Origin of the sequence: Sorangium sp. So ce124 (assembly GCF_051525235.1) — a bacterium.
Lineage (GTDB): Bacteria > Myxococcota_A > Polyangia > Polyangiales > Polyangiaceae > Sorangium > Sorangium atrum.
This window is the reverse complement of record NZ_CP150312.1, coordinates 355,435-373,410: the sequence shown is the minus strand read 5'-3', so window position 1 is coordinate 373,410 and position 17,976 is coordinate 355,435. Positions and strand designations below refer to the sequence as shown.

At 72.7% G+C, this 17,976-nt stretch carries 17 protein-coding genes and 1 riboswitch; of the genes, 15 read left to right on the top strand and 2 right to left on the bottom strand.

The window, feature by feature from the left end; translation table 11 throughout:
• Positions 1–39: 39 nt before the first annotated feature.
• Positions 40–930 (top strand): 3-hydroxyacyl-CoA dehydrogenase family protein, encoded by an 891-nt coding sequence (locus WMF19_RS01450; protein ID WP_437897428.1) that lies wholly within the window; start codon positions 40–42, stop codon positions 928–930.
• 326 nt (positions 931–1,256) lie between these two features.
• On the opposite strand, the gene WMF19_RS01445 is transcribed toward WMF19_RS01450, so the two are convergent.
• Both WMF19_RS01445 and WMF19_RS01440 read right to left on the bottom strand, forming a co-directional pair.
• Positions 1,257–1,640 (bottom strand): nucleotidyl transferase AbiEii/AbiGii toxin family protein, encoded by a 384-nt coding sequence (locus WMF19_RS01445; RefSeq protein WP_437901586.1) that lies wholly within the window; start codon positions 1,638–1,640, stop codon positions 1,257–1,259.
• Complete coding sequence (locus WMF19_RS01440) at positions 1,528–1,938, bottom strand: DUF6922 domain-containing protein (protein WP_437897427.1); 411 nt, start codon at positions 1,936–1,938, stop codon at positions 1,528–1,530. Before WMF19_RS01440 ends, WMF19_RS01445 begins: the two co-directional genes overlap by 113 nt.
• Before the next feature lie 98 nt (positions 1,939–2,036).
• Between WMF19_RS01440 and WMF19_RS01435 the strand changes: the two genes are divergently transcribed.
• The 14 genes from WMF19_RS01435 to WMF19_RS01370 all read left to right on the top strand — a co-directional run bounded on the left by WMF19_RS01435 (position 2,037) and on the right by WMF19_RS01370 (position 17,968).
• A complete protein-coding gene (locus WMF19_RS01435; RefSeq protein ID WP_272097335.1) occupies positions 2,037–2,858 on the top strand; it encodes an enoyl-CoA hydratase/isomerase family protein in 822 nt (273 codons plus the stop codon).
• A 1,187-nt stretch (positions 2,859–4,045) separates the two neighbouring features.
• Positions 4,046–4,253, top strand: a riboswitch (cobalamin riboswitch).
• A gap of 98 nt (positions 4,254–4,351) precedes the next feature.
• Positions 4,352–5,065, top strand: coding sequence for an energy-coupling factor ABC transporter permease (locus WMF19_RS01430; protein ID WP_437901781.1), 714 nt, complete (start codon positions 4,352–4,354; stop codon positions 5,063–5,065).
• Positions 5,066–5,088: 23 nt separating this feature from the next.
• Positions 5,089–5,412, top strand: coding sequence for a hypothetical protein (locus WMF19_RS01425; RefSeq protein ID WP_437897426.1), 324 nt, complete (start codon positions 5,089–5,091; stop codon positions 5,410–5,412).
• On the top strand, positions 5,402–6,151 hold the full coding sequence (locus tag WMF19_RS01420; protein WP_437897425.1) for a CbiQ family ECF transporter T component: 750 nt from the start codon (positions 5,402–5,404) through the stop codon (positions 6,149–6,151). Before WMF19_RS01425 ends, WMF19_RS01420 begins: the two co-directional genes overlap by 11 nt.
• A complete protein-coding gene (locus WMF19_RS01415) occupies positions 6,148–6,975 on the top strand; it encodes an ATP-binding cassette domain-containing protein (RefSeq protein WP_437897424.1) in 828 nt (275 codons plus the stop codon). The genes WMF19_RS01420 and WMF19_RS01415 overlap by 4 nt, the downstream gene beginning before the upstream one ends.
• Positions 6,951–8,138 (top strand): CbiX/SirB N-terminal domain-containing protein, encoded by a 1,188-nt coding sequence (locus tag WMF19_RS01410; protein ID WP_437897423.1) that lies wholly within the window; start codon positions 6,951–6,953, stop codon positions 8,136–8,138. Before WMF19_RS01415 ends, WMF19_RS01410 begins: the two co-directional genes overlap by 25 nt.
• Positions 8,139–8,351: 213 nt before the next feature.
• Positions 8,352–9,053, top strand: a complete 702-nt coding sequence (locus tag WMF19_RS01405) for a TetR/AcrR family transcriptional regulator (RefSeq protein ID WP_437897422.1) — start codon at positions 8,352–8,354, stop codon at positions 9,051–9,053.
• Complete coding sequence (locus WMF19_RS01400) at positions 9,050–9,787, top strand: ABC transporter ATP-binding protein (protein WP_437897421.1); 738 nt, start codon at positions 9,050–9,052, stop codon at positions 9,785–9,787. Before WMF19_RS01405 ends, WMF19_RS01400 begins: the two co-directional genes overlap by 4 nt.
• A complete protein-coding gene (locus WMF19_RS01395; protein WP_437897420.1) occupies positions 9,784–10,551 on the top strand; it encodes a hypothetical protein in 768 nt (255 codons plus the stop codon). Before WMF19_RS01400 ends, WMF19_RS01395 begins: the two co-directional genes overlap by 4 nt.
• Positions 10,548–11,354, top strand: coding sequence for a hypothetical protein (locus tag WMF19_RS01390; protein WP_437897419.1), 807 nt, complete (start codon positions 10,548–10,550; stop codon positions 11,352–11,354). The genes WMF19_RS01395 and WMF19_RS01390 overlap by 4 nt, the downstream gene beginning before the upstream one ends.
• 133 nt (positions 11,355–11,487) lie before the next feature.
• Positions 11,488–11,862, top strand: coding sequence for a DUF3209 family protein (locus tag WMF19_RS01385; protein WP_012232878.1), 375 nt, complete (start codon positions 11,488–11,490; stop codon positions 11,860–11,862).
• A gap of 67 nt (positions 11,863–11,929) precedes the next feature.
• On the top strand, positions 11,930–12,667 hold the full coding sequence (locus tag WMF19_RS01380; protein WP_437897418.1) for an FAD-dependent oxidoreductase: 738 nt from the start codon (positions 11,930–11,932) through the stop codon (positions 12,665–12,667).
• A gap of 100 nt (positions 12,668–12,767) precedes the next feature.
• On the top strand, positions 12,768–16,697 hold the full coding sequence (gene purL, locus WMF19_RS01375; protein ID WP_437897417.1) for a phosphoribosylformylglycinamidine synthase: 3,930 nt from the start codon (positions 12,768–12,770) through the stop codon (positions 16,695–16,697).
• A gap of 134 nt (positions 16,698–16,831) precedes the next feature.
• Complete coding sequence (locus WMF19_RS01370) at positions 16,832–17,968, top strand: cobalt-precorrin-5B (C(1))-methyltransferase (RefSeq protein WP_437897416.1); 1,137 nt, start codon at positions 16,832–16,834, stop codon at positions 17,966–17,968.
• The last annotated feature ends 8 nt before the right edge of the window (positions 17,969–17,976 follow it).

The following is a 17,976-nucleotide window of genomic DNA, read 5'->3' as shown; positions in this document are numbered from 1 at the left end:
GGTTCACCGCGGTCTCGGGTTCGGCTATCAACCGCGGGCATGGAAGCTACGACGATCAAGCGCTTCGGGGTGATCGGCGCGGGCCAGATGGGGCGAGGCATCGCCCAGGTCGCCGCGGCCGCGGGCCTCGAGGTGGTCCTGTGCGACGTCTCGAGGGCGCTGGCGGAGTCGGGCAAGGCCCAGATCGCCGCCATTCTCGCGAAGCAGGTGGAGAAGGGCAAGCTGGCCGCGGAGGCGCGGGAGGCGCTCCTCGGCCGGGTCGCGGTGGCCGACGGGATCGCGGGGCTGGCCGGGGTCGACCTGGCCGTGGAGGCGGTGACCGAGAACTTCGAGGTGAAGAGCGGGATCTTCAAGCTCGCCGACGCGGCGCTGCCGAAGGGGGCGATCCTGGCGTCGAACACGTCGTCGATCTCGATCACGCGGCTGGCGGCGGTGACCGGGCGGCCTGAGCTGGTCATCGGGATGCACTTCATGAACCCGGTGCCGCTGATGAAGCTCGTCGAGCTCGTCCGTGGGGTCCAGACGTCGGACGCGACGTACGAGGCCGTCCGGGCGCTCTCGGTGGAGCTCGGCAAGACGGTGATCACCTCGAAGGACCAGCCCGGGTTCATCGTGAACCGGATGCTGATCCCGTTCCTCAACGAGGCGTGCTTCGCGCTCCAGGAGGGGCTGTCCACGCCGGAGGACATCGACGCGGGGGCGCGGCTCGGGCTGAACCACCCGATGGGGCCGCTCGAGCTCGCCGATTTGATCGGGCTCGATACGGTGCTGTCGATCGCGGAGGTGCTGCACCGGGAGTTCGGGGACTCGAAGTACCGGGCGGCGACGCTGCTCCGGAACCTGGTGGCGGCGGGGTGGTACGGGAAGAAGAGCGGGCGGGGGTTCTACGTGTACGACGAGAAGGGGCAGAAGAGCGGGCGGGCGGTGTAGGCGGCTGCCACGGAGCCAGGGAGGGAGGGGGCGCCGCGCGGGGGGCCGGCGGGGGCCCCTCCCACGAACTCGCGCCTTTTGGGGGGCTATGGCCGGCTGAACGGCGGGGCCGATCCGGGAGGGCATCGCAAGGAGCGGGCCGGCGCTCGGGTTCGTGGGGCCCTACCCCGCCGGCCCCCCGCGCGGCGCCCCCTCCCTCCCTGGCTCTCTCCAGGCGGAGATGAGGGGGTGGAGCGACGGATTTGGTCCGCGATGGGAACACCGGCTCGGAGGACGGGCGGTCTGCCCGACTCGCTATGATCGCACGCTGGCATGCGGCAGGGCCGTCATGTCGCGCGCACCCACGCGACAAGATCGGATCGGATCTGCGTCCACCGCTCCTCCGTCATCCCTGCCGGCATCGGTTCCGCCTCGGCGTCGGCGAAGTACGCCAGGCTGCGCACCACGTGGCCAACATCCTCGGTTGCATATTTCCTCGCGTACGCATCGAGCGCCTGCCCCACACTCCGCCCTCGTGACGTGAGCAGCGCGTGGAGGTCCCAGAAATCCCGGCGCGCCCCGCGCCCCGCGATCGCCGACAGCTTCATGCACTCCAGATCATCGAGCGACGCGACCGGGAGAGGGATCCCGGATAGACACTCGGGCGGTCCCAGCAGCGGATAGCAATACCGCAGGATGCTCGCCGGAACCCCTCCAACCTCCAGGTACAACCCCCGCCCACGTCGGCCGCGCTCCTCCACGGGGGATCGGCAGATCGATGCCAGCGATGACCGCCCAGTACGCAAGCTCCCGCGGAGCAAGCCGGTGCCCCTTCCGGCGCAAAAAGTCGGCGAGCGCCTCCGCCGAGTACGCCTGCCTCAGCCACCGCATCGCCGCCCATCCGCCCCGGCTCATCACCCGCTCCATGACGTAGTCGCGGTGCCGCTCCAGATCGATGGCGTCCGGGTCCGTGTCCCAGAACAGGCGCGTGACGTCCTCTGGAAATCGCTCGCTCGTCGGCTCGGCCACGGGCTCAGCATAGCAGGCCCGAGAGGACACGGAATGACGCCTTCGCGGGCGCACGGCAGGCGCTTCCCCCCGGCGCGGCGCGCTGCTAACCACGCTCCATGACCGCTCAAGAACAGCAGCCGGGGGCCCGCGGTACGCTCCAGTTCGTCGCCGTCGAGCGCGCAGGTCACGTCGCCACCGTGACCATCCAGCGGCCCGACAAACTCAACGCCCTGAACCCCGCCGTCCTCGGCGAGCTCACCGCGGCCTTCCGCGACCTCCTCACGCCCGCCGAGGGCAACGAGGTGCGCGCGGCGGTGCTGACCGGCGCCGGCAAGGCGTTCGTCGCCGGCGCGGACATCGCGGAGATGGCGACCATGAACAGCATCGCCGCGAAGCGGTTCGCCGACGCAGGCCACCGACTGGCCGAGCTCATCGAGACTGCCCCCTTCCCCGTGATCGCCGCCGTCAACGGCTTCGCGCTGGGCGGCGGCTGCGAGCTCGCCCTCGCCTGCGACTTCATCTACGCCGCCGAAGGCGCCAAGCTCGGCCAGCCCGAGGTGAACCTGGGCGTCATCCCGGGGTTCGGCGGGACCCAGCGGCTGCTGCGACGGGTCGGGCCCGGACGCGCGCGCGAGCTCGTCTATTCAGGAGACATGATCACCGCGCAGCAGGCGCTGTCGATCGGGCTCGTCAACGCCGTCTTCCCGGCGACCGAGCTCCTCGCGCGCGCCCACGAGACCGCCCTCAAGATCGCCTCGCGCGGCCCGCTCGCCGTCGCCGCCGCCAAGCGCGTCCTCCTGCGCGGCGAGAGCCTCGACCTCGCCGCCGCCAACGAGCTGGAAGCCCAGGCATTCGCGGCGCTCTTCGGCAGCGAAGATCAACAGCTCGGAATGAAAGCGTTCCTGGCGAAATCGCAGGCCACGTTCACGGGAAAGTGACGCCTCGGAAGGCGCGAACCGCGCGCTCGAGGGCAAAAAAATACCGCGCATCACGCTGGAGGGGGGCCCAGAATGACCGCGGCAGGGACACCGCGCCGGAGTCCTGAACGTCCGCCACGGTGCTAAGAAAAAAGACCGCATGCGCTCCGGGCTGGGGGGTCCGCGCCGGTGCGCATGCGGTAGTCAGATTGTGGCATCCGCATGCGCGTTGTCGATAACAAAGTGCAGCGCCTGCACGCCGGGCGAGCAGAGCGCTCCAGACGCGAAGGCAGCCAGGCGGGCGCGCGCCCCACACACACCAGCTCTGCAGGAATTCACGTTCGAGCCGGGCATACCCCTCCACTGGAGACAGCGCTCGGCGCAGCGTTCATTTCGCATTCCGAGACGAGCGAACACGAGATCCCCCATCTCTTCAATAAGAGACGCCACGACGCGGCGGGCCGCACACCTGCTCCCGAGTAAAGAGCCAGGACGAATAAAGCACACTACGGAAGGAACGCGCCGGCGCGTGTGTTCAAGCGCACGAGAGCCCCTGCGTGGGCGCAGGCCGCGATACGCGCAGCGCCCGCGCGGCGACAAAGTAAACAGGTTTTATCTAAGGAGGACATAATTCAGGACGTGCGCTCGACGACTCTTCGCCTGATGCGTCTGGGTCAATTTCTCGGCCTCGGCCATCGCATGACAGGGCCTGGATCGCTCGCCGGCGCGCCCATGCCTCCTTGATGAGGGCGGCGACGGGCGCGCGGCGCGCCTCGGCAGCGATGGCCGCGTGCACCGCTGCAGGCCCCGAGGGCGGGGTGTCCGCCAGCGCAGGCATCACCGCCGCACCGACGCCGCAGACGAGGGCGCTCGCGGCGGACCGCTGCGGGACGGAGCGCGCCAGGTGGAAGCGCGCCCCCCAGATCGATGCACCGGGTCGACGCACCCGGGTTCGCCCGGTCCGCGCACCCCGGTTCGCCCGGTTCGCGCACCCGGGGTGCTCGCCCGGCTGCGGGGTGCTCGCCCGGCTCGCGCGATCGTGTCGCCAGGACGCGCGGGCCGACGCGCGCAAGGCGGAGCCGACGCGCGCTCGACGATCAGCTCGTCTGACACGCGAGGCCCCGTGCAGCGTCCGCTGGGCACCTCCGCCGCGATCGGGGCGCGACGTCCTTGACGCCGGGCACGAAACGGGATTACCGAGCACCGGCCTGACAATCCATTCCTCGGGTGCCCTCCGGGGCATAACAGGGAAGCCGGTGCAAAACCGGCGCGGTCCCGCCACCGTGAGTGGGGAGCTGCCTCCGAAGACCACTGGGCCTCATTGAAAGAGGCCTGGGAAGGTGGACGCAGCGCTGGGAGCTCGATCAGCTCCCTGAACCCATGAGCCGGGAGACCTACCCGAGCCTCCCACGAGGTGCAGCTTGCGCACGTCTTCGTGGCGTTCGGGTGCGGACTTCACCCGGAGCGCCGAAATCGGTCTTCACGGCCGCGCTTTGTCGATAGCCGCCGTGTCCCTGGGGACGCTCCTCGCGCCCCGGCCCGCGGCCGCGATGCACCTCGCGGAAGGCGTCCTGCCGCTCGGCTGGTGCGCCGCCTGGAACGCGCTCGCCCTGCCCTTCGTCGCGATCGCCCTCCACCTGCTCCGGCGCCGCACCCAGCAGGACGCCTTCTACAAGCCGTTCGTCGGCCTCATCGCCGCCGCCGTCTTCGCGATCTCGTGCATGCCCGTGCCGGTGCCGACCGCCGGGACCTGCTCCCACCCGTGCGGCACAGGGCTCGCGGCGGTGCTCATCGGCCCCTGGATGACCGTCCTCGTCACCGTGGTGGCGCTCCTTATCCAGGCCCTCTTCCTCGCGCACGGCGGCCTCACCACGCTGGGCGCCGACGTCGCGTCGATGGGCATCGCGGGCGCCTTCACCGGCTACTTCGTCTTCCATCTCGCGCGGCGCTGCGGCGCGAACCTCTGGGTCGCGGGCTTCCTGGCGGGCGTGACGTCGGACTGGGCGACGTACGCCACCACGGCGCTCGCGCTCGCGCTCGGGCTATCGGGCGAGGGATCGGTGACCTCCATGTTCACGGGCGTCGCCCTCGCCTTCGTCCCCACCCAGCTGCCGCTCGGCCTGCTCGAGGGCGTCATGACCGCGGGGGCGCTCGCCTTCCTGCGCACCCGGCGGCCCGACATCCTGGACCGGCTCCAGGTCGTCCGGCTCGCCCCGGGGGCATCGTGACGCGGCGGCTCGGACAGCGCCCCATGTCAGCGCTGCTCGCGCGGCGCGCGTGCGTAGCCTGCGAGCGCGCGCTCCAGCTCGCCCCTGCCCTCTGGCTCGCCGCCTGCCGCAACGCTTCCTGGGACGGCGTCGACGAGGCCGTGGTCCGCCGCGTCGCCGAGGACGCAGGGCGCCACGAGACGGGGCCGCTGTTCGCGGGCCTCGAGGGCGACCTCCTGCTGTTCGCGTTCCTCTGGGCCGGGCTCCTCGCCGGCTTCGCCCTCGGCTATTTCTCGCGCGTGCTCTTCGTCGAGCGCGCGGACGCGCCCGCGGGCAAGGCCGGCGGCGAAGGCCTGCGTGCGGACTGATCCCCCCGCGCGGCTCCGCGACGTGGACGCCCGGCTCCGCCTCGGGGCCGCCGTGGCGGCGTGCTGCGTCGCCGCGGGCGCGCGTTCGCCCGTCACGCCGGCCGCGCTGCTCCTCCTCGCGTGCATGGCCCTCCGCCTCCAGGGCACGCCGGCGCGCGCGGTCCTCCGTGCCGCCGCGCCCGCCGCGTGGATCGGAGCGGTCGCGGCGGCGCTGGCGCTCGCGCTCACGCCGGGGGCGCCGCTCCTCCCCGGCGCGCCGTTCCCTGTCGACGCGATCACGGCCGAGGGGGCGCGCCGCGCCGTGGCCATCGGCGCGCGCGTCCTCGCGGCGGCCGCGGTGCTCCGGTGGCTCGCCGGCGCAGCCGCGCCCGCCGAGATCGAGGCGGCGCTCGCAGGGCTCGGCGTCCCCGCGGCCCTCGTCGAGCTGCTCGCGCTGACGCGGCGCTTCGCCGGCGTGCTCCAGCGCGCGGCCGACAGCGCGTGGAGCGCCGCCGCGCTCCGCGGCGGGTTCACACGCCCCGGCGCCGCCGCGCGCTCGGCCGGCGCCGTCGCGGGCGTCGTGGCGCTCCGGACGCTGGAGCGCTCCGAGAGCGCCGCGCTCGCGATGCAGCTCCGCGGCTACAAGGGGAAGCTCCCCGTGGCGGACCGAAGGGCGAGCGCGCCCGCCGCGAACCTCGCGTTCGCCGCCGCCGCCATCGCGGCCCTCGGGCTCAGCGTCGCCGCGGGAGAGGCCGGATGATCGCGATCGCGCTGCGCGCCCCCCGGATCGGCTACCGGCGCGGCGAGCCCGTGCTGCGCGACGTGCGCCTCGACGTCGCCGAGGGCGAGTCCGTGGCGGTGCTCGGCGGCAACGGCGCCGGCAAGACCGCGCTGCTCCGGACGCTCGTCGGGCTCCTCCCGGCGCCCGGCGGCGGCGTCGAGATCGCGGGCCGCCGCGTGGGCTCGCCCTCGGACGCCGTCGCCGCGGGCGCCGCGCTCGTGCTCCAGGACCCGGACGACCAGCTGCTCGGCGCGACGCTCCTCGACGACGTCCTGTTCGGCCCGAGGAACCTCGGCCTGCCCGCGCCCGAGGCGCGGCGCCGCGCCGAGGAGGCGCTCGCCGCCGTGCAGATCGCCCACCTCGCCGATCGGGCCATCGAGGCGCTGAGCTTCGGCGAGCGCAAGCGCGCGTGCATCGCCGGGATGCTGGCGATGCGGCCGCGGGTGCTGCTGCTCGACGAGCCGACCGCGGGGCTCGACCCGGAGGGCGAGCTCGCCCTGTGCCAGACGCTGCGCGCGCTCTCCGAGCAGCAGGGGACCACGCTGGTCACCGCGACGCACGCGGTGGATCTCGTGCCGCTCTTCGCAACGCGCGCCGTCCTGCTCGGCGACGGCCAGGTCCTCGCGGACGGGCCGCCGCGGGAGGTGTTCGCGCGGGGGGAGCTCCTCGCGCGGGCGCGGGTGCGGCGGCCGTGGGTCGCCGAGCTCTGGACCCGGATGAGGCCTGTGCCGCCGCAGGGCGGCGCAGGGCTCCCGCTCACCCTGGAGGAGGCGCTCGCGTGCATGACGACGGTCTCCTGCTGATCGGCCACGGCAGCCGCGACGCCGCGTCGAACGCCGAGTTCGAGGCGATCGTGGCCGATTACGCCGCGGCGCGGCCCGAGATCGCCGTGCAGCACGGCTACATCGAGCTCGCGACGCCGCACCTCGCCGACGCGCTTACGGCGCTCGCGGCGCGGGCGTCGCGGGTGGCGGTCGTGCCGCTCTTCCTGTTCGCCGCGGGGCACGTGAAGAACGACATCCCGCTCGCGCTCGAGCGGGCGCGGGCCGCGCACCCGGGCGTGCGCTTCTCGGCGGCGCGGCCGCTCGGCGTGCACCCGGCGCTCGCGCAGATCGCGTTCGAGCGCGCCGCGACCGCGCTGCCGGCCGACCCGGCGGCGCGGGCCCGGTCGGCGCTCGTCGTCGTGGGGCGCGGGTCGAGCGACCCGGACGCGAACGGCGATTTCTGCAAGACGGCGCGCCTCATCGGCGAGGGCCGCGGGCTCCAGCTCGTCGAGCCGACCTTCATCGGCGTCACCCGGCCCTCGGTCGAGGAGACGCTGGAGCGGGTCGCGCGGCACCGGCCGGAGCGCGTCGTGGTGGTCCCCTACTTCCTCTTCGCCGGGCGGCTCATGACGAAGCTCGCCGAGCAGGTCGACCGCTTCTCGTCGACGTACCCGTGGATCCGGGCGTCGCTCGCGCCGCACCTCGGCCGGTCGAGCGCGCTCGAGCGGCTGATCGACGAGCGCGCGCGCCAGGCGTTCGCCGGCGAGGCGCCGCTCCCCTGCGACACGTGCATGTACCGCACCGCGCTGCCGGGGCTCGCCCGGGAGGTCGGCGGGCTCAAGGCGATGCTCTACAGCGTGCGCCACACGCTCACGCACACGCAGGCGTCGAACCATCCGCACGCCCACCGCTCGCTGCGCAAGCACGTGCTCGTCTGCGGCAACGCCGACTGCGTGGACCGCGGCAGCCTGGCGCTGCTCGAGTCGGTGCGCCGCCTCGTGAAGCAGGCCGGCCAGCAGCAGCAGATCCGCGTGACGAGGACGTCGTGCATGGGGCGCTGCGGCGAGGGGCCGACGGTCGCCGTCTACCCCGACGGGGTCTGGTACCGCGGCGTCCGCGAGGAGGACGCGAAGGACCTCGTCGAGGAGCACCTGCTCGGCGACCGGCTGGTGGCCCGGCTCGTCGACGACATCATGCAGTGAGGCGCGGCGCCGGCCGCCGCCCGCTGGTGGCCCGGCTCGTCGACGACATCATGCAGTGAGGCGCGGCCGGGCGCCGCCCTCGAGCATGAATCGCCGACGCGCGGAGCCTCCCCCGCAGCCCGCGCGCCACCTCGGCCGTCGTGTTCCCTGCCCACGTCCCACGCCAGGGCCGCCCGAGTTGACTCATATGTCCAATTCAGTCATATGAGTTCTGTGCCCGTCCGCCGCCCCGACAGACCCCGCGACCCTGCGCGGCGCACCAGGATCCTCGACGCCGCCAAGCGCCACTTCGTCGAGCGCGGCTTCAAGGGCACCAACCTCGACGCCGTCGCCGCCGAGGCCGGCTGCGCAAAGGGCGCCCTCTACCTCGAGTTCGCCGACAAGGAGTCCCTCCTGCGCGAGGTGGTAGAGCAAGCGTTCGCCACGATCCGCGCGCGCTTCGCCGCCGAGGTGCTCGGCCTGGAATCCCCGCTCGATCGCCTCGTCGCGACCCTCCGCTTCGCTTACCGACAGCAGGCAGCCGAGCCGCTCTTCGGCAAGCTCCTCCGCGAGGATCCGGACCTCCGCGCGCTCCGCCCGCTCGACGACGCCGCGAGCGCTGCCGCCGCGAAGGCGCAGATCGCCCAGATCAACGGCTGGGTCGACGAGGGCATCGCGCGCGGCGAGATCCGGCCCGACGTCGATCGCGACGCGATCCCCTTCGTCCTCGGCGTGCTGCGCTTCGCGCCCCAGCACCTCGGGCTGATCACGTCGTTCGGCGCCTTCGCCGGCGAGCGCACGCTCGACGCCATCGCCGACATCTTTCGCGCCGGCCTGGCCGCGCGTCCAGCGGCGGCCTCTACGGAGACGACCTCCACGACGGCGATTCCTACGCAGCAGCGCGCGACCGCGTCGCGCACGAGGAGCAAGCGATGAACCAGGCGATCGAGGTGAACGCGCTCGGCAAGCGCTTCGCGAAGGTCACGGCCGTCGACGGCGTGAGCTTCAGCGTCGCGGCCGGCGAGATCTTCGGCTTCATGGGGCACAACGGCGCCGGCAAGACCACGACGCTGCGCATGCTCCTCGGCCTGACCCGGCCCACCGCGGGCACCGCGCGCGTGCTCGGGCGCGACGTCGTCAGCGAGACGCTCGAGGTCCGGCGAAACGCGGGTTACCTGCCCGCGTCGTACTCGCTGCCCCCCGACATGACGGCGCGCGGCTTCCTCCACTACATCGCCGCGATGTTCGCGCTGCCCAGCGACGTCGCGGCCGCGCGCGCCGGCGCCCTCCTGCGCCGCTTCGGGCTCGAGCGCGAGGCGGACCGCCCCCTGCGCGGCTTCTCCACCGGCATGGCCCAGAAGGTCGGCATCGCCCAGGCGCTGATCAACGAGCCCTCGGTGCTCCTGCTCGACGAGCCGACGTCGGGCCTCGATCCCCTCGGCCGCCACGAGCTCCTCGAGGTGCTCCGCGCGCTCGCGCGCGAGCGCGGCGTCACCATCGTGTTCTCGTCGCACATCCTCTCCGACGTCGAGGCCCTCTGCCGGCGCGTCGCGGTGATGCACCGCTCGCGCCTCGTCGCCTGCGACGAGGTCGAGCGCCTCAAGGAAGCGCACGGGGCGCGCACCATGGACGATCTCTACCTCGCGCTCGTGCGCAGGGAGGCCGCGTGATCCGCCTCCTCTGGCTCGACTATCTCACGACGCTCCGCGAGCGGAAGACCTGGCTCTGCGTCGCGATGCTCGTCTACGCGCTGGTCGCGATCCCCGTCTTGCTCGCGCGGCCGCCCGATCACGTGCGCGCCGCGATCGCCGCGTGGTTCGGCGACGCCGCTCCGTTCCAGGTCTTCATGTACGTGTGGATCGACCTGACGATGAACAAGGTGATCGCGTTCATCCCCGTGGTGCTCGCCAGCGGCGTCGTGCTCCGCGAGCGCGACACCGGCGTGCTGCCGCTCCTCGCCAGCAAGCCGCTCTCGATCCCTCGCTACTTCGTGCTCCGCGCGCTCAGCGCGTGCGCGGTGATGGTGACCCTGCACGTCGCGACCCAGCTCGCCGGCGCCGCCTACTTCACGGCGCGCGTCCCCGGCTTCCGCCCCGGCCCCTTCCTCGGCGCGATGTCGCTCCACGCCTTCGCGGCGCTCTTCGCGACCGCGCTCTGCGCCGCGATCGCCGCGTGGGTGAGGCACCGCGGCGCCTCGGCCCTGATCGGGTTCGCCACGCTCGGGGGCCTCGTGGGCCTCTCGCTCATCGGCTTCTATCAGCCCGCCTGGCGGAGCCTCTCCCTCGCGAACCCGATCGCCCTCGGCGCGCTCGGCCTCGGGAGCCTCGACCGCCTCGGCCCCGCCGTGCTCGGCCCCCCGATGCTCGCGCTCGCCGCGCTCACCGCCCTCACCATCGCGGTCGGCGCCGCGGGCGTCCGGAGGATGGAAGCATGACCTCGACGACCGCCCCCGCCGCGGGCTCGCTCCGCGGATACTTCGCGCTCGAGGCGCGCCGCGCCCCGCGCCGTACCTCGCTCGTCGCGGCGGCCGCCGGCGTGCTCGTGGTGCTCGGCAGCCACGCGCTGATCGTGCGCCTGCCGGCGCAGGTCATCCGCTTCCTCGAGCAGGCCTTCGCGATCGAGGGGATGGCCGCCGTGCTCCTCATCAACGATCTCCTCGCCGCCTACTTCGTCGCGTACTTCGTCGCCCTGGCGGGCCTCGTCGACGCGACGGTCACGGCGCGAGAGGAGCATCGCCTCGAGCTCCTGCTCGCCAAGCCGATCCGCGCCCGGGTCTTCCTCGCCGCGCGCACGGCGCCCTCGCTGCTCGCCGGGGCCGGGGCGGGCGTGGTGGTCGCGGCCTCCACCGCGCTCGCCGTGGCGCCGCACATCGGCGCGAGCGACATGATCAGCGCGGCGGGCGCGCTCGGCGCCGGCCTCTTCCTCGTCGCGCTCTCGATCGCGCTGCTCTCGGCGCTCCTGCCGCTCCTGGTGCGGATGCGGGACGGCTTCCACGCGCTCCTGGTCGCGTCGGGCGCGTGGATCGCGCCGCTGATGCCCACGGCGGCGTTCATCTACCGGCCCGACGCGTTCGAGGCGCACGCGGGGCTCAGGGAGGCGACGGTGCTCGCGTCGCTGCTCTGGAGCGACGCCACCTCGGCCTGGCTCGGCCCGGTCGCGCTGGCGATCGCTCTCCCGCTCGCCGCGATCTCCATCGCCGCCTCGGGCGTGCTCCTCGAGCGCACCGACGCGCTCTGAGTCCGACGTGGGCCGCGGGGAGCGGGCGGCCCTCGTCCGCTCTCACGCGGTGGCGCGTGCGTCGCTTCTCCCCGCCTTCGTCTTTCCGCCCTCTCTCCTAGCTGGTACGAGGGCCCGATAGAAGGGAACCGATATGGCCTGTCACGAGATCGCCGCGCTCCGCCTTGGGCTCATGAACATCCTGGGCATCGATGATCCCGCCGAGCGCACGCACGAGCTCGCCGAGCTCGGCGCCGCGGCCGCCGAGCCAGGGCCGGTCTCGGCGATGCTGCGCGCCGGGGACCTGAAGAACCTCTCGCGCCTCTTCGAGGGGTCGCTCGTGGAGCTCCAGGAGAAGGTCGCCAAGACCCCCGCCGGCGACCCGAAGCTGCCTTATCTGCGCTCGCTCCTCATCCTGACGAAGCAGGTCGAGCTCGATCTGCGCGCCCAGGTCGACGGGCTCGGCCGGCTCTACCGGGAGCTCGAGGAGATGCACGACTTCGTGCACGAGATCTACCCGGCCGAGTGAAGCGCGCCCCTCACCGGAGGGAGCCCATCGCGCGTGATTGCGACCGCGCGGAGACAGGAGCGACGTCATGGCAACACAAGGCAACCCGAAGATCAGGATCGCCCACGCAACGCCGCTCGGCGACGCCGCGCGGCTGCTCCGGCTCGAGCGCGTCGACGGCGCGGAGATCGGCTTCGCCGGCGGGCAGTACGTGATCATCAACACCGGCGTCACCCTGCCCGGCGGCAGGCTCGCGAAGCGCGCCTACTCGCTGCTCTCCAGCGACGCCGAGCAGCGCGCCGTCGAGATCGCGGTGAAGCGCATCGGCGCCGGGCCGGGGTCGAACGTGCTCAACGACATCGCCGTCGGCGCCGAGCTCGAGTGGAGCGGCCCCTGGGGCAAGCTGCGGCTCGCGCCGGGCTTCTCCGGCCGCGCGCTCGTGATCGCCACCGATACCGGCATCACCGCCGCCCTCGGAATCGCGCGCAGCGCTGCCGCCGCCGGCGCGGCGCAGCTCGACCTGCTCTGGCTCGTCGAGCCGGCCGAGACCTTCGCCTCCGAGCCGTTCGTCCGCGAGCGCCTCCCCGCCGCCGTTCGCCTCACGGTCGCCCGCGACCTCCTCCCGATCGGCCACCCCGAGCGGCCAGCGCGCGCGTGCGCACTCGTGGACGGGCAGCTCGCGGCCGGGCCGTACGACGCCGTGCTCTGCGCGGGCGACGGCGCGGTCCTCTACCCGCTCCGCGACCACCTAGTCTCGCTCGGCGCGCCGGAGGGGAGCGTGCTCCTGGAGAGCTTCTTCAACAACCCTGCGAAGAAGTCTTTGTAATCGTTCGGGATTTTGCGAGGGGTGGCGGGGACACCGGGCCCCAGCCCCGTGGCTGCCCGTTTCGGTTGAATCGGCTGTAACCATGGGCCAAATGCCCGCCATGGCTGCCTTCCGACACGTCCGCGGCGCGCGCGCTCTCTCTCCGTTTCGTACCGACAAGCGCCTGACCGAGCTGAAGCAGCGGGTGCCCGAGGTGGTCGGGCTGGGGAGCCGCTGGATCTACTTCGTGCACTCGCGGGCCTCGCTCGACGAGCGCGGCGAGCACGTGCTGTCGCATCTCTTGGACGACGACGCGCTGGCGCACGGCGGGGGCGGGACGGGCGAGGACGAAGGTCAGCTCGTGCTGGTGGTGCCGCGCTTCGGCACCCTCTCGCCCTGGAGCTCGAAGGCGACCGACATCGCCTGGGTGGCGGGGCTCGCGGCGGTGCAGCGGATCGAGCGGGGCATCGCCTACCACGTGCGGGCGTCCCGGCCGCTGACCGGCGAGGAGCTGACGCGCGCGGCGGGGGCGCTGCACGATCGGATGACCGAGTCGGTCGCCTTCGACCTGGCGGCCGGGCAGGCGCTCTTTCGCGACGAAAAGCCGCGGCCCCTCGCTCGCGTGCCGCTGTCGCGCGAGGGGCGGCTTTCGCTGACGCGCGCCAACAAGGAGCTCGGCTTGGCCCTGGCGGAGGACGAGATCGACTACCTGCTGGCCGCGTTCACGGAGCTGAGGCGGGATCCGAGCGACGTCGAGCTGATGATGTTCGCGCAGGCCAACAGCGAGCACTGTCGGCACAAGATCTTCAAGGCCGACTGGGTGATCGACGGCGAGGCGCAGGGGCTCTCGCTGTTCAAGATGATCCAGAACACCTTCGCGGTGACGCCGCACCATGTCCTGTCGGCGTACAGCGACAACGCGGCGGTCATGGAGGGGCTCGACGCCGAGCGCTTCTTTCCACAGCCGGGGGCCGGCGCGCTGTACGAGGCGCGGCGCGAGCCGGCGCACGTGCTGATGAAGGTGGAGACCCACAACCATCCCACGGCCATTTCGCCGCATCCCGGCGCTTCGACGGGCAGCGGCGGCGAGATCCGTGATGAGGGCGCCACGGGGCGAGGCGCGAAGCCCAAGGCCGGGCTCACCGGTTTTTCGGTGTCGAACCTGCGCATTCCCGGCTTCGAGCAGCCGTGGGAAGCCGAGTCGATCGGCAAGCCCGATCGCATCGTCTCGGCGCTCGACATCATGATCGACGGGCCGCTCGGCGGCGCCGCCTTCAACAACGAGTTCGGGCGTCCTGCCCTGGCCGGCTACTTCCGGACCTTCGAGCAGAAGGTGCCGGGCGACAGCAGCGGGGCCTCCAGCGTGCGCGGCTATCACAAGCCCATCATGCTGGCGGGCGGGCTCGGCAATGTGCGGCCCGAGCTGGCGCTGAAGAAGACCTTCCCGGCCGGGGCGCCCATCGTCGTGCTCGGCGGGCCGGCCATGTTGATCGGCCTGGGCGGCGGCGCGGCGTCGTCGATGGCCTCGGGCTCGTCGTCCGCCGATCTGGATTTCGCCTCGGTGCAGCGGGACAACCCGGAGATGCAGCGGCGCTGCCAGGAGGTCATCGATCGCTGCAACGCCCTGGGCGCCGGTTCGCCCATCCTCAGCATCCACGACGTGGGCGCGGGCGGACTGTCGAACGCCTTGCCCGAGCTCGTGCACGACGCGGGCGTGGGAGGGCGCTTCGAGCTGCGCCGAGTGCCCTCGGTCGAGCCCGGCATGTCGCCGCTCGAGATCTGGTGCAACGAGGCGCAGGAGCGCTACGTGCTGGCTCTGGACGGCTCGCGCCTGGAGATCTTCGAGGAGATCTGCCGGCGCGAGCGCTGTCCCTACGCCGTGGTCGGTCACTCGACGACGCAGAAAGATCTGGTGCTCGACGACGCCGAGCTCGAGGACCAGCCGATCGACATGCCGCTGTCGGTCTTGCTCGGCAAGCCGCCCAAGATGACGCGCGACGTCCGCCGCCTGCCCTCGCCCAGACAGGCGCTCGACGCCGCCAAGCTGCCGCTGCGCGAGGCGGTCTATCGCCTGCTGCGGCTGCCCACGGTGGCCGACAAGTCCTTCCTCATCACCATCGGCGACCGCACCATCACCGGCCTCGTGCACCGCGATCAGATGGTCGGGCCCTGGCAGGTGGCCGTGGCCGATGCAGCGGTGACGCTGACCGACTACACGGGTTACGGCGGCGAGGCCATGGCCATGGGCGAGCGCGCCCCGCTCGCCGTGCTCGACGCCGCGGCCTCGGCGCGCATGGCCGTGGGCGAGGCGCTGACCAACCTGGCATCGGCTCCGATCGAGAGCCTCGAGCGCGTGAAATTGTCGGCGAACTGGATGGCAGCGGCCGGAGCCCCCGGTGAGGACGCCAAGCTCTATGAAGCCGTGAAGGCGGTGGGCCTCGAGCTGTGCCCGGCGCTCGGTCTCGCCATCCCCGTCGGCAAGGACAGCATGTCGATGCGCACGGTCTGGGACGGCGGCCAGAAGAGCGTCGTCTCTCCCATCTCGCTCATCGTCTCGGCCTTCGCCCGTGTGCCGGACGTGCGCGGCGCGCTCACGCCCCAGCTCCGCACCGACGTCGGGGACACCGTGCTCGTGGCCGTCGACCTGGGACGCGGCAAGAATCGCCTGGGCCTCTCGGCGTTCGCCACCGTCAGCGAGCAAGTGGGCGACAGCGTGCCGGACGTCGACTCGCCGGCCGATCTGCGCGCCTTCTTCGAGACCGTGCAGAGCCTGCGGCAGCGGGGGCTGGTGCTCGCCTACCACGATCGCTCGGACGGCGGCCTGTTCGTCACCTGGGCCGAGATGAGCTTCGCCGGCCGCGTCGGCGCGGAGCTGTCGCTCGATGCGCTGGCGGCGAACAGCTCGCTTCCGGCCGCTCAGGCTGCAGCCCTGTTCTCGGAAGAGCTGGGCGCGCTCATGCAGGTGCGTGCCCAGGACGCGCCCGAGGTCATCTCGGCCTTCGCCCGCGCCGGTCTCGAGGGAGCGGCGCACGTCGTCGGCAAGCTCCGCAGCGACGATCGACTGGTGGTGACCGCGGGCGGCCAGGCCGTGCTCGACGAGCCGCGCGTGGACTTGCGCCGCGCCTGGTCCGAGACCAGCTACCGCATGCGAGCGCTGCGCGACAATCCCGAGAAGGCCCGCGAGGAGTTCGACGCGCTCCTCGACGCCGGGGATCCGGGCATCTCGCCGCATCTGCCCTTCGACGTCGAACGATCGCTGGCTCGCCCGCTGATCGAAGCCGCCAGCGAACGGCCCAAGGTGGCCATCTTGCGCGAGCAGGGCGTCAACGGTCAGATCGAGATGGCCGCCGCCTTCCACCGCGCCGGCTTCGCCGCCCACGACGTGCACATGAGCGATCTGATGAGCGGCGCCGTGTCGCTCGAGAGCTTCCGCGGCCTGGCCGCCTGCGGCGGTTTTTCCTACGGCGACGTGCTCGGCGCCGGCATGGGTTGGGCCCGCTCGGCGCTCTTTCACAGCAAGACGCGCGAGGCGCTGTCGGCCTTCTTCACGCGACCGAACACCTTCGCCCTCGGCATCTGCAACGGCTGCCAGATGATGGCCGGCCTCAAGGACATCATCCCCGGTGCCCAGCGCTGGCCGCGCTTCGTCAAGAACCGTTCCGAACAGTTCGAGGCCCGCCTCGCCCAGGTCGAAATCCTGGAGAGCCCCTCGGTGCTGCTGCGCGGCCTGGTGGGCGCGCGCCTGCCCGTGGCCGTGGCCCACGGCGAGGGCTATGCCCACTTCGCCAGCGACGCCGATCGCCGCGCGGCGCGTGTGGCGGCCCGCTGGGTGGACGGCCGCGGTCAGGTCGCCACGCGCTACCCCGCCAACCCCAACGGCTCGCCCGACGGCATCACCGGCCTCACCACCGACGACGGCCGTGTGACGATCCTCATGCCGCACCCCGAGCGCATCTTCCGCGCCGTGCAGCACAGCTGGGCTCCCCCCGAGTGGTCGGAACGCGGCCCCTGGCTGCGCCTCTTCGAGAGCGCGCGGGCGTTCGTGGGCTGAGGGTCTCTCCTGGAGTTTCGCGCCGACCGACCAGGAGGGCAGGAAATCGTCACGCCGCCCGAGGGCGGCGCGCGCCTCGAAAGCTTCTCCCACAACGCCGCGCGAAAATCGTTGTAGTCGTTCCGGCACCTGCGATGGCAGAGCTCCGGCCGAGAGACCCGAAAGGTCAGCGCGAGGGGTTCACGACGGGCGCGTGCGCGGCCGCCGCGGCCAAGGCGGCCGCGCGCGTGCTCGCGCGCGGCGCGGCGGTCGACGCCATCGAGACCACCCTGCCGAACGGGCAGAAGGTCACCTTCCCGCTGAAGCGCTGCGATCGCGACGGGCCGCGCGCCACGTGCAGCGTCATCAAGGACGCCGGCGACGATCCCGACTGCACCCACGGCGCCGAGCTCGTCGCCGAGGTCGAGCTCCGCCGCGAGCCGGGCGTCGAGATCCGCGGCGGCGCGGGGGTCGCGGTCGTCACCAAGCCGGGGCTCGGGCTGCCCGTCGGCGCGCCGGCCGTGAACCCCGTGCCGCGCCGGAACATCACCGAGATGGTCCTCGAGGAGCTCGAGGGCTCGGGCTTCGCCGGGGCCACGGTCACCCTCAGCGTCCCCCAGGGCGAGGAGATGGCGAAGCAGACCATCAACGCGCGGCTCGGGCTCATCGGCGGCATCTCCATCCTCGGGACGAGCGGGATCGTGAAGCCGTACTCGACCGCCGCCTTCCGCGCGAGCGTCGTGCAGGCGATCGACGTCGCCGCCGAGCGCGGCATCGCGGCGCTGGCGCTGACGACCGGCGGCAAATCCGAGGCGTACGCGATGAAGCTCTACCCGGAGCTCCCGGAGGAGGCGTTCATCCAGGTGGGCGACTTCATCGGCACGGGCGTCCGCCACGCCGCGCGGCGGCGGATCGCCCGCGCGATCATCGTCGGCATGATCGGCAAGCTCTCGAAGATGGCCGACGGCAAGATGATGACGCACGCCGCCGGCTCGGAGGTGAGCATGGAGCTGCTCGCGCAGATCGCCGAGGAGCTCGGCGCGCGGCCCGAGATCGCCGCGGAGATCCGGCAGGCGAACACCGCGCGGCACGTGCTCGAGCTGTGCCAGCGCGAGGGGCTCACCGGCGTGCCCGGGGGGATCTGCCGGCGCGTCGTCGAGCACACCTCGCGTCACGCGGGCGGCGCCCTCGAGGTGCACGCCTGCCTCGTCGATTTCAACGGGGCGCTGCTCGGCCGATATCCGGCCGGCGACGCCGGTGCCAGCGGTGCGGAGAGAGCGGAGGAGCCATGAGCGGTGAT

Coding starts and splice junctions, on each gene's coding strand:
- WMF19_RS01450 (WP_437897428.1), top strand. CDS start 40: ATGGAAGCTACGACGATCAAGCGCTTCGGGGTGATCGGCGCGGGCCAG.
- WMF19_RS01435 (WP_272097335.1), top strand. CDS start 2,037: ATGACCGCTCAAGAACAGCAGCCGGGGGCCCGCGGTACGCTCCAGTTC.
- WMF19_RS01425 (WP_437897426.1), top strand. CDS start 5,089: ATGTCAGCGCTGCTCGCGCGGCGCGCGTGCGTAGCCTGCGAGCGCGCG.
- WMF19_RS01415 (WP_437897424.1), top strand. CDS start 6,148: ATGATCGCGATCGCGCTGCGCGCCCCCCGGATCGGCTACCGGCGCGGC.
- WMF19_RS01400 (WP_437897421.1), top strand. CDS start 9,050: ATGAACCAGGCGATCGAGGTGAACGCGCTCGGCAAGCGCTTCGCGAAG.
- WMF19_RS01390 (WP_437897419.1), top strand. CDS start 10,548: ATGACCTCGACGACCGCCCCCGCCGCGGGCTCGCTCCGCGGATACTTC.
- WMF19_RS01385 (WP_012232878.1), top strand. CDS start 11,488: ATGGCCTGTCACGAGATCGCCGCGCTCCGCCTTGGGCTCATGAACATC.
- WMF19_RS01380 (WP_437897418.1), top strand. CDS start 11,930: ATGGCAACACAAGGCAACCCGAAGATCAGGATCGCCCACGCAACGCCG.
- purL (WP_437897417.1), top strand. CDS start 12,768: ATGGCTGCCTTCCGACACGTCCGCGGCGCGCGCGCTCTCTCTCCGTTT.
- WMF19_RS01370 (WP_437897416.1), top strand. CDS start 16,832: ATGGCAGAGCTCCGGCCGAGAGACCCGAAAGGTCAGCGCGAGGGGTTC.